This window comes from Mycobacterium sp. ABE4_509, from assembly GCF_056160785.1.
Genome location: NZ_JBSWXU010000178.1, coordinates 1 through 10,059, shown reverse-complemented (window position 1 = coordinate 10,059; position 10,059 = coordinate 1). Strand labels below are relative to the sequence as shown.

At 70.1% G+C, this 10,059-nt stretch carries 12 protein-coding genes and 1 pseudogene; 11 read left to right on the top strand and 2 right to left on the bottom strand.

All coding sequences use genetic code 11. The annotated features are described in order from the left end of the window. Positions 1-79: 79 nt before the first annotated feature. Positions 80-1,411, bottom strand: a complete 1,332-nt coding sequence (locus tag ACXAID_RS25020) for a nicotinate phosphoribosyltransferase (RefSeq protein WP_475024880.1) — start codon at positions 1,409-1,411, stop codon at positions 80-82. 109 nt (positions 1,412-1,520) lie between these two features. Between ACXAID_RS25020 and clpS the strand changes: the two genes are divergently transcribed. Genes clpS through rdgB form a run of 11 tightly spaced genes read left to right on the top strand, consistent with a single transcriptional unit; the run spans position 1,521 to position 9,009 of the window. Continuing rightward, entirely contained in the window at positions 1,521-1,823 is a 303-nt protein-coding gene (gene clpS / locus ACXAID_RS25015; protein ID WP_475024879.1) for an ATP-dependent Clp protease adapter ClpS, read from the top strand. 7 nt (positions 1,824-1,830) lie between these two features. Next, positions 1,831-2,415, top strand: coding sequence for an oxidative stress transcriptional regulator AosR (gene aosR, locus ACXAID_RS25010; protein ID WP_475024878.1), 585 nt, complete (start codon positions 1,831-1,833; stop codon positions 2,413-2,415). Next, positions 2,415-3,467: a P1 family peptidase gene (locus ACXAID_RS25005; protein ID WP_475024877.1), complete on the top strand. Its 1,053-nt coding sequence runs from the start codon at positions 2,415-2,417 to the stop codon at positions 3,465-3,467. Before aosR ends, ACXAID_RS25005 begins: the two co-directional genes overlap by 1 nt. 10 nt (positions 3,468-3,477) lie before the next feature. Further along, positions 3,478-3,900 carry a M67 family metallopeptidase gene (locus tag ACXAID_RS25000; RefSeq protein ID WP_475024876.1) on the top strand — a complete coding sequence of 141 codons (423 nt, stop codon included), beginning with the start codon at positions 3,478-3,480 and terminating at the stop codon, positions 3,898-3,900. Positions 3,901-3,917: 17 nt separating this feature from the next. Beyond that, complete coding sequence (locus ACXAID_RS24995; protein WP_475024875.1) at positions 3,918-4,199, top strand: MoaD/ThiS family protein; 282 nt, start codon at positions 3,918-3,920, stop codon at positions 4,197-4,199. A gap of 11 nt (positions 4,200-4,210) precedes the next feature. Next, positions 4,211-5,194, top strand: coding sequence for a cysteine synthase (locus ACXAID_RS24990; protein WP_475024874.1), 984 nt, complete (start codon positions 4,211-4,213; stop codon positions 5,192-5,194). Beyond that, the gene (locus ACXAID_RS24985; RefSeq protein ID WP_475024873.1) at positions 5,185-5,868 is read left to right on the top strand and encodes a rhomboid family intramembrane serine protease; all 684 of its coding nucleotides are present in this window, start codon (positions 5,185-5,187) and stop codon (positions 5,866-5,868) included. Before ACXAID_RS24990 ends, ACXAID_RS24985 begins: the two co-directional genes overlap by 10 nt. Further along, positions 5,865-6,719, top strand: a complete 855-nt coding sequence (gene murI / locus ACXAID_RS24980) for a glutamate racemase (RefSeq protein WP_475024872.1) — start codon at positions 5,865-5,867, stop codon at positions 6,717-6,719. Before ACXAID_RS24985 ends, murI begins: the two co-directional genes overlap by 4 nt. 58 nt (positions 6,720-6,777) lie before the next feature. After that, complete coding sequence (locus tag ACXAID_RS24975; protein ID WP_475024871.1) at positions 6,778-7,551, top strand: cyclic nucleotide-degrading phosphodiesterase; 774 nt, start codon at positions 6,778-6,780, stop codon at positions 7,549-7,551. Between the two features lie 56 nt (positions 7,552-7,607). Next, positions 7,608-8,390, top strand: a complete 783-nt coding sequence (rph, locus tag ACXAID_RS24970) for a ribonuclease PH (protein ID WP_475024870.1) — start codon at positions 7,608-7,610, stop codon at positions 8,388-8,390. 7 nt (positions 8,391-8,397) lie between these two features. Further along, positions 8,398-9,009: an RdgB/HAM1 family non-canonical purine NTP pyrophosphatase gene (gene rdgB / locus ACXAID_RS24965; RefSeq protein WP_475024869.1), complete on the top strand. Its 612-nt coding sequence runs from the start codon at positions 8,398-8,400 to the stop codon at positions 9,007-9,009. A 74-nt stretch (positions 9,010-9,083) separates the two neighbouring features. Here rdgB and ACXAID_RS24960 read toward each other — a convergent pair. Continuing rightward, a pseudogene (locus ACXAID_RS24960) lies at positions 9,084-10,055 on the bottom strand (acyltransferase family protein); the annotation flags it as partial. Positions 10,056-10,059: the final 4 nt, after the last annotated feature.

Sequence of the window (10,059 nt, the reverse complement as noted above, 5' to 3'; positions counted from 1 at the left end):
AGAAGAGACAGCAGCGCGGCCGCCGCGGTGGCAAGCAGTTCGCCGACCTCGCCGGGCCCGGACGTCTCCGACACCGCCGCTAGCCCCGGCGCGCTGTCGGCGCGATCATCCGGGTGGGTATGGCCGGGTCGCCCTTGGAGAGTTTCAGCCCGTCCCAGGGCAGGCTGTGCAGTCCGGCCGCGACACGGTCGCGGGCGGCTTCGACGCTCAGGTCGGCGACGGGCTCACCGCCGCGCACCAGCGGCACCGTCAGCCGGCGGGCGGTCAGCTCGGCCGGGGTCTGGGGTGGTTCGTCGACCGGGTGGACCACCTCTTCGACGACGGTCCCGGAGGCCTTGGCCAACCGCACCGCCTGCTTTCTTCCGCCGTGGGACTCCTTGTGGCTGCTGCGCTTCTCGACGGGGATGCCGTCGACCTCGACCAGCTTGTAGACCATCCCGGCGGTGGGCGCGCCGGATCCGGTGACCACCGAGGTGCCGACGCCGTAGGAGTCGACCGGCTCGGCGCGCAACGCCGCGATGGCGAACTCGTCGAGGTCCCCGGACACCACGATGCGGGTGGCGGTGGCTCCGAGACCGTCGAGTTGGTCGCGCACCTGCCGAGCCAGCATGCCGAGGTCGCCGGAGTCGATCCGGACCGCGCCCAGCTGTGGGCCCGCCACCGCCACGGCGTTGTCGACCCCGGCGGTGATGTCGTAGGTGTCCACCAGCAGCGTGGTACCCACTCCCAGGGCGTCGACCTGCGACCGGAACGCCGCGCGTTCCCAGTCGGACGGCTGCTGCCCGTCGACGGTGTGCAGCAAAGTGAAGGCGTGGGCGCTGGTCCCCAGCGACGGCACGCCGTGGCGGCGCTGGGCCTCCAGGTTCGACGATCCGGTGAACCCGGCCAGGTAGGCGGCGCGGGCCGCGGCGACCGCGGCCTGTTCGTGGGCGCGGCGCGACCCCATCTCGATCATCGGGCGCCCACCGGCCGCACTGACCATCCGGGCGGCGGCCGAAGCCACCGCCGAGTCGAAGTTGAAGATCGACAGCGCCAGCGTCTCGAGCACCACACACTCGCCGAACGTGCCGTGCACCGAGAGCACCGGAGAGCCGGGGAAGTACAGCTCACCCTCCGGGTAGCCGTCGACGTCACCGCCGAACCGGTACCCGGCGAGGTACTCCAGCGTCTGCGGGTCGCAGAAGTCGGCGACCAGTTCCAGCTCGGCTTCGTCGAACCTGAACTGCTGCAACGCTTCCACGAACCGCGCGGAACCGGCGGCCACGCCGTAGCGCCTGCCGGCGGGCAGCCTGCGGGCGAACACCTCGAAGGTGGTGCGGCGCGCCGCGGTGCCGTCACGCAACGCGGCGGCCAGCATCGTCAGCTCGTACTTGTCGGTCAGCAACGCCACCGGCGGGCCCGTGCGCGGCAGCCTCGGCTGGCTCTCTGAGGACGCCCCGGGCGTCGGCGAAGTCACAGGCCAACCGTATCGGTTCGCCAGCAGCTTCGAACCAACACTGCGTCCCCGGTATTCTTGACCCATGGTGACGCCGGCGGAGGCACGACCGGGAACGCGTGAGCACGAAGACGTCGTCGAGGACGTCGCGGCCGACGCCCCCTGGGTGACGATCGTGTGGGACGACCCGGTGAACCTGATGACGTATGTGACCTACGTGTTCCAGAAGCTCTTCGGCTACAGCGAACCGCACGCGACCAAATTGATGATGCAGGTGCACAACGAGGGCAAGGCGGTGGTCTCGGCGGGATCCCGGGAGTCGATGGAAGCCGATGTGTCCAAGCTCCACGCCGCCGGCCTGTGGGCGACCCTGCAACAGGATCGTTGACGAGACGGTGCGAAAGTGGAAACGGGTCGAGGGCCCCGCGGGCCCGCGGTACCGCTCGACGTTGGCCGCGCACGAGGCCGACCTGCTCAGCAGCCTGGTGACGTCTTTGGTGGGGATGCTCGACGACAGGGAGTCGTCCGCGCCGACCGACGAGCTCGCCGAGATCACCGGCATGCGAACGGGTAATTCCGTTCCCCCGCAAGACGATACGATGAAACGTCTGCTGCCCGATTTCTACCGGGCGGCGACCGAGCACCCGGCCGGCTCCGGGACCGCCGAGAGTCTCAACAGTGCGTTGCGCAGCCTGCACGAGCCCGAGATCATCGATGCGAAACGCGAAGCAGCGCAGCGACTTCTGGATACCGTCCCGGCCGGTGGCGGCAAGTTCGAAATCGGTGAGGACGACGCGAAAGCCTGGGTGTCGGCCGTCAACGACGTCCGGCTGGCCCTGGGCACGATGCTCGAAGTCGGCCCCGACGGTCCCGACCGGCTGCCCGCCGACCACCCGATGGCCGGGCACCTCGACGTCTACCAGTGGCTGACCGTCCTGCAGGAGTATCTGGTGCTGAGTTTGATGGGCAAGTCCAGGTAGTGGCCGGCGGAGCGATCACCGACGTCGGCGGCATTCTGGTCGGCCACCACCACCGAATCGACCCCGACGCGCAGCTGGGTTCGGGCTGGGCGGCCGGCACCACGGTGGTGCTGACCCCGCCGGGAACCGTCGGCGCGGTCGACGGGCGGGGCGGGGCGCCGGGGACCCGCGAAACCGATCTGCTGGATCCGAGCAACTCCGTGCGCCACATCGATGCCGTGGTGCTCACCGGGGGCAGCGCGTTCGGGCTGGCGGCCGCCGACGGTGTGATGACCTGGCTGGAAACCCAGGGCCGCGGCGTCGCGCTCGACGGCGGCGTGGTGCCGATCGTTCCCGCCGCGGTGATCTTCGACCTGCCGGTCGGGGGCTGGCAGTGCCGGCCGGACGCGCAGTTCGGCCATCGCGCCGCCGCCTCGGCGGGCAGCGACGTCGGACTCGGTGCGGTGGGCGCCGGAGCCGGGGCGCGCGCCGGCGTGCTCAAGGGCGGTGTCGGGACGGCGTCGGTGACGCTCGAATCGGGTGTCACCGTCGGCGCGCTGGTCGTGGTCAACTCCGCCGGTGACGTCGTCGACCCGGGCACCGGGCTGCCGTGGCTGGCCGACCAGATCGAGGAGTTCGGTCTGGTCGCTCCACCGGCGGACCAGCTGGCCGGCTATGCCGACCGGCACGGCGAACTGAGCCCGCTCAACACCACGATCGCGGTGGTGGCCACCGACGCGGCGCTGAGCAAGGCAGGCTGCCGGCGGGTGGCGGTCGCCGCTCACGACGGCCTGGCCCGCACCATCCGGCCGTGTCACACCCCGTTGGACGGCGATACGGTGTTCACACTGGCCACCGGCGCGGTGGAGGTGGCGCCGGACCCGGCGACGTCGGCGTCGCTGCCGGCGTCGATGTCGCCCGAGGTGCCGTTGCTCACCGCGGTCGGCGCGGCAGCCGCCGACTGTCTTGCCCGGGCCGTGATGGTCGGTGTCCTGGCTGCTGAGGAGGTCGCTGGAATACCGACCTACCGTGGCCTGTTGCCGGGAGCGTTCAGGAAGGAAGACGACGAGTGAAAGAGGCGCAGTGCTGACGATCCGTGCCGACCTGGTCGACGCGATGGTCGCCCACGCGCGCGCCGACCACCCGGATGAGGCGTGCGGGGTGATCGCCGGACCGGACGGTTCCGACCGCCCCGAACGGTTCATCGCGATGGTCAACGCCGAGCGGTCGCCGACGTTCTACCGGTTCGATTCCGCCGAACAGCTCAAGGTGTGGCGCGCGATGGACGACGCGGACGAGGCGCCGGTCGTGATCTATCACTCACATACCGCCACCGAGGCCTACCCGAGCCGGACCGACATCTCCTACGCCTCCGAGCCCGACACCCACTACGTGCTGGTGTCCACCCGCGACCCCGACGAGCACGAACTGCGCAGCTACCGCATCGTCGACGGCGTCGTCACCGAAGAGCCTGTCAAGATCGTCGAGCAGTACGCCCAAGCGTGAAAGGAACCAACCGAGCCATGTCTGTGACCGTGTCCATCCCCACCATCCTGCGCACCCACACCGGCGGTGAGAAACGCGTCAGCGCCGCGGGGGAGACGCTCAGCGCGGTGATCGCCGACCTGGAGTCCAACTACTCCGGGATCTCCGAGCGCCTGGTCGACCCGGCCAACCCGGGCAAGCTGCAGCGGTTCGTCAACATCTACGTCAACGACGAGGACGTCCGGTTCTCCGGTGGTTTGTCGACCTCGATCTCCGACGGAGACTCGGTGACGATCCTGCCCGCCGTGGCCGGAGGCTGAGACCCGCCGCGATGACCCGGTACGACTCGCTGCTCCAGGCGCTGGGCCACACCCCGCTCGTCGGGCTCCAGCGGCTCTCGCCGTTGTGGGACGGGGGCCGCCCGGACTCTCCAGGGGCTCCGCATGTGCGCCTGTGGGCCAAGCTGGAGGACCGCAACCCCACCGGCTCGATCAAGGACCGGCCCGCGTTGCGGATGATCGAGGACGCCGAACGCGACGGGCTGCTCTATCCGGGGGCGACCATCCTGGAGCCGACGAGCGGCAACACCGGCATCTCGCTGGCGATGGCGGCGCTGCTCAAGGGCTATCAGATGATCTGCGTGATGCCGGAGAACACCTCGATCGAGCGACGCCAGATCCTGGAGCTCTACGGGGCGCGCATCATCTACTCGCCCGCCGAGGGCGGGTCCAACACCGCGGTCGCCCATGCCAAAGAGCTTGCCGCCGAAAACCCTTCGTGGATCATGCTCTACCAGTACGGCAATTCGTCGAACACCGCCGCGCACTACGACGGCACCGGCCCGGAACTGCTGGCGGATCTGCCCGAGATCACCCACTTCGTCGCCGGCCTGGGCACCACCGGCACGCTGATGGGCACCGGACGCTACCTGCGTGAGCACGTGCCCGACGTGCAGATCGTCGCCGCCGAGCCACGCTACGGCGAGGGTGTGTACGCGCTACGCAACATCGACGAGGGCTTCATCCCCGAGCTCTACGACCCGCGCGTGCTGACCACCCGGTTCTCGGTCGGCTCGTACGAAGCGGTCAAGCGCACCCGCGAGCTGATCCAGGTCGAGGGCATCTTCGCCGGCATCTCCACCGGTGCGGTGCTGCACGCCGCGCTGGGCATGGCGGCCAAGGCGGTCAAGGCCGGTGAGCGCGCCGACATCGCCTTCGTCGTGGCCGACGCCGGATGGAAGTATCTGTCGACCGGCGCGTACGCCGGTAGCCTGGATGACGCGGAGGACGCGTTGGAAGGGCAACTATGGGCATGACGGGCGCCGGCGGTTACCCCGGGCCGTCCGCTCAGCCCAAGAAACGCCCGGTGTGGCTGGTGGGCGGGCTGACCATCCTGTCGTTCGTGGTGTTGCTGTGGCTCATCGAGTTGTTCGACTCGCTGACCGGTCATCAACTGGACAACAACGGCATTCGCCCGCTGGAGACCGACGGGCTGACCGGCATCCTGTTCGCGCCGCTGCTGCACTCCAACTGGGAGCACCTGATCGCCAACACCGGCCCGGCGCTGGTGCTCGGGTTCCTGATGACGCTGGCGGGCCTGTCGCGCTTCATCTACGCCACCGCGATCATCTGGATCCTCGGCGGCTTGGGCACCTGGCTGATCGGCAACGTCGGCGCCCCGACCTATCAGGGGGTCGTGGTCGAGACCAACCACATCGGTGCCTCCGGCCTGATCTTCGGCTGGCTGACGTTTCTGATCTTGTTCGGCTTCTTCACCCGCACGATCTGGGAGATCGTCATCGGGGTGGTGGTGCTGTTCGTCTACGGCAGCATCCTGCTCGGTGTGCTGCCCGGTACCTTCGGCGTCTCCTGGCAGGGACACCTCAGCGGTGCGCTGGCCGGGGTGCTCGCCGCCTATCTGCTCTCCGGACCCGAACGCAAGGCCCGCGCGCTGCGCAAGCCGGTCCAACCACCCTCGCTGGGTCCGTGAACCCGGACGCGTTGCGCCCGATCGGAATCTTCGATTCCGGCGTCGGCGGTCTCACGGTGGCGCGGGCGGTGATCGACCAGCTGCCCGACGAGGACATCATCTACGTCGGCGACACCGGAAACGGCCCGTACGGACCGCTGACCGTTCCGCAGATCCGCTCGCACGCGCTGGCGATCGGCGACGACCTGGCCGCGCGCGAGGTCAAGGCCCTGGTCATCGCCTGCAACAGCGCGTCGGCGGCCTGCCTGCGCGACGCCCGTGAGCGCTACGCGCCGACACCCGTCGTGGAGGTCATCCTGCCCGCGGTGCGGCGCGCGGCCGCCACCACGCGCAACGGGCGCATCGGGGTGATCGGCACCGCGGCGACGATCGCGTCGGGCGCCTACCAGGACGCTTTCGCCGCGGCGCGCGACACCGAGGTGTTCGCGGTGGCGTGCCCGCGGTTCGTCGATTTCGTCGAGCGCGGGGTGACCAGCGGCCGCCAGGTGCTCGGCCTGGCCGAGGGATATCTGGAGCCGCTGCAGCGTGCGCAGGTCGACACCCTGGTGCTGGGTTGCACGCACTACCCGATGCTGTCGGGACTGATCCAGCTGGCCATGGGGGAATCGGTGACGTTGGTCTCCAGTGCCGAGGAGACGGCCAAGGATCTGTTGCGGGTGCTCACCGAGCAGGATTTGCTGCGGCCCCACCCCGGTGAGGGGAGGGCCGGCACGGCCACCGTTGCCGGGCCGAAGCGGGTTTTCGAGGCCACCGGCGATCCCGAGGCGTTCACCGAACTGGCGGCACGATTCCTGGGTCCTACACTCGACGGGGTCAGACCTGTTCGACGTCACGTGGGAGCCCGAACATGACCTTCCTCGCCCAAAGCGGCGATGTTTTCGTCACGTTCATCGCGGGCATGGCAAGCTAGTGAGCGTGCGAATCACCGTCCTGGGTTGCTCCGGCAGTGTGGTCGGCCCTGATTCGCCGGCGTCGGGATATCTGGTGACCGCACCCGATACGCCACCTTTGGTTCTCGATTTCGGCGGCGGGGTGCTCGGCGCGCTGCAGCGTCACGCCGACCCCAACTCTGTGCACGTGTTGCTGTCGCATCTGCATGCCGACCACTGCCTGGATCTTCCCGGTCTGTTCGTCTGGCGTCGTTACCATCCGTCGCCGGCGCCCGAGCGCGGGCTGGTCTACGGGCCGGCGAACACCTGGGCACGGCTGGGGGCGGCGTCCTCACCCGAGGGTGGGGAGATCGACGACTTCACCGACATCTTCGAAGTGCGCCACTGGGTGGACAGTCAGCCGGTGCAGATCGGGGCGCTGACCGTGCTGCCGCGGCTGGTGTGTCACCCCACCGAGTCCTACGGCATGCGGATCACCGATCCGTCCGGCGCCACCCTCGTCTACAGCGGCGACACCGGTTACTGCGATGCACTGATCGACCTGGCGCGCGGAGCCGACACGTTCCTGTGCGAGGCGTCCTGGACGCACTCGCCGTCGCGCCCGCCGCGGCTGCATCTGTCCGGCACCGAGGCCGGCCGCGCCGCCGCCCGCGCCGGCGTTTCCGAGTTGCTGCTGACCCACATTCCGCCGTGGACCTCGCGGGAGGACATCATCAGCGAGGCCAAAGCCGAGTTCGACGGTCCGGTGCACGCGGTCGTGTGCAACGAGACTTTCCCCGTCACGAAGTCCTGAGCACCACCCCGCGCCCGCCGACCAGGTGTGTCCGGGGCAGCGGCTAGGGTGGCCCCGTGTCCAGACGAGAAGACGGCCGGCTCGACGACGAACTGCGCCCGGTCACCATCACCCGCGGGTTCACCAATCATCCGGCGGGTTCGGTGCTGGTGGAGTTCGGTCAGACCCGGGTGATGTGCACCGCCAGCGTCACCGACGGGGTGCCGCGCTGGCGCAAGGGGTCCGGGCAGGGCTGGTTGACCGCCGAGTACGCGATGCTGCCCGCCGCCACCCATGACCGGTCCGACCGGGAATCGGTCAAGGGCCGGGTCGGGGGACGGACCCAGGAGATCAGCCGGCTGGTGGGCCGCTCGCTGCGGGCCTGCATCGACCTCGGGGCGCTCGGCGAGAACACCATCGCGATCGACTGCGACGTGCTGCAGGCCGACGGAGGAACCCGCACCGCGGCCATCACCGGTGCCTACGTCGCGCTGGCCGACGCGGTGACCTACCTGTCGGCGGCGGGCCGGTTGTCGGATCCGCGTCCGTTGTCCTGCGCGATCGCCGCGGTCAGCATCGGTGTCGTCGACGGCCGCATCCGGGTCGACCTGCCCTACAGCGAGGACTCCCGCGCGGAGGTCGACATGAACGTCGTCGCCACCGACACCGGGACGTTCGTCGAGATCCAGGGCACCGGTGAGGGGGCCACGTTCCCGCGGTCGACGCTGGACAAGATGCTCGACGCCGCGACGATCGCCTGCGAGCAGTTGTTCGAGATCCAGAAGGCGGCGTTGGAGTTGCCCTATCCCGGGGAGTTGCCGGAGTCGGGTGAGCCGTCGAAGAAGGCCTTCGGAAGCTGAGCGCCGGATGACCCGGATACTGGTCGCCTCGCGCAACCGCAAGAAGCTCGCCGAGTTGAACCGGGTGCTCGAGGCCGCCGGGGTGTCGGGGTTGACGCTGCTGTCGCTCGAAGACGTGCCGGCGTTCGACGAGGCGCCCGAGACGGGGGCGACCTTCGAGGAGAACGCGTTGGCCAAGGCCCGCGACGCGTTCGCCGCGACCGGGCTGCCCGCCGTCGCCGACGACTCCGGGCTGGCCGTCGACGCGCTCAACGGAATGCCCGGGGTGCTCAGCGCCCGCTGGTCGGGCCGGCACGGACACGACGCCGAGAACACCGTGTTGCTGCTCGGGCAGCTTGCCGATGTGCCCGACGGCCGCCGCGACGCCGCGTTCGTGTCGGCGTGCGCACTGGTGACCGGGCCCGGCGACGCCGGGAGCACGGTGGTGCGCGGAGAGTGGGCGGGCAGCATCGTGCGGGCGCCCAGAGGGGACGGCGGGTTCGGCTATGACCCGGTGTTCCTGCCTGCCGGTTCGGACCGTACGGCCGCCGAACTCAGCCCGGCCGAAAAGGACGCCGTGTCACACCGGGGGCGGGCGCTGGCCGCGCTTGTTCCGGCGCTGCGCTCGCTGGCCGGCTGAGGTCTGGTCAACCGGTGTAGCGCCCAGGCCGCCGGCACGGTCAGTGCCAGGGTCGCCACGATCAGCACCGGCATCGAACCGGTGAACAGCGGCCAGCGCAACACCACGTGCAGTGTCACCGCCATGATCATCGAATGCAGCAGGAAGATCTCGTAGGAGATCTCGCCCAGCCACGCCATCGGCCGGCTGGCCAGCGCCCGCGTGTAGCCGGAGCGGTCGCCGAGCGCCAACGGCGCCACCACCAGCGTCGCGGCGGCGGCGTAGAACACGGACCTGATCACCGGAGCCGACGCCGGATCCGGTCCGTGCAGGGTCCCACCGAGTGGGGTCGCCACCACCAGGAACAGCGCGACCGCCGCGGGGACGGCGAACCGGGCGCGGCACCGCGCGCCCCGGTGGCGCAGCACGGCCAGTGCCATGCCGCCGGCGAACCAGGCAAGGTGGGCCGGCAGCCACATCCCGGCCGAGCTGGGTAGCAGTCCCGGGGCGGCGTTGATCACGACGAGCCAGGCCGGTGTCACCGCAGCGAGCACGGCCAGTCCCGCCAGGATGCGGCGGGGGTGCCAGCCGCGGCGCAGCAGCAGGAAGGCCAGTGCGGGCAGCACCGCGTAGAACGCGACCTCGACGGCCATGCTCCACATCTGCGACAGACCCGTATGGGCCAGGCTGAACAGGTAGTTGTCGGTGTAGATCTGGGTGAAGGTGAGGTAGCGCAGCAGGCCGTACCAGCTCTGGCCCGGGTTGGGGCCGGGGGTGAACACGGTGTACACGGCGAACGTCGCCAGCACTGCGGCGGCGTAGGCGGGCACGATGCGGCGCACCCGGTGGCGGGCGTAGCGGCGCACCGACGGGGGCGGGGCCGTGCCGGCGGCGGCCCGCACCCACGGGGCGAACAGCAGGAACCCGGAGAGGACGAAGAACACCGCCACGCCGATCTCCAGGCGGGCGTAGACGGCGCCGAGATAGCCGTGGTTGAGATACCCGGTCGCGAACGCGGCGGGGGTGGCGGCGACGAGCAGGGCGGCGACGGCCCGAGGGCCGGTCAAGGCG

What these genes read in the sequence shown, in the direction of transcription:
- clpS (WP_475024879.1), top strand. Translation starts at nt 1,521, where the DNA reads ATGGTGACGCCGGCGGAGGCACGACCGGGAACGCGTGAGCACGAAGAC.
- ACXAID_RS24995 (WP_475024875.1), top strand. Translation starts at nt 3,918, where the DNA reads ATGTCTGTGACCGTGTCCATCCCCACCATCCTGCGCACCCACACCGGC.
- ACXAID_RS24990 (WP_475024874.1), top strand. Translation starts at nt 4,211, where the DNA reads ATGACCCGGTACGACTCGCTGCTCCAGGCGCTGGGCCACACCCCGCTC.
- ACXAID_RS24985 (WP_475024873.1), top strand. Translation starts at nt 5,185, where the DNA reads ATGGGCATGACGGGCGCCGGCGGTTACCCCGGGCCGTCCGCTCAGCCC.
- rdgB (WP_475024869.1), top strand. Translation starts at nt 8,398, where the DNA reads ATGACCCGGATACTGGTCGCCTCGCGCAACCGCAAGAAGCTCGCCGAG.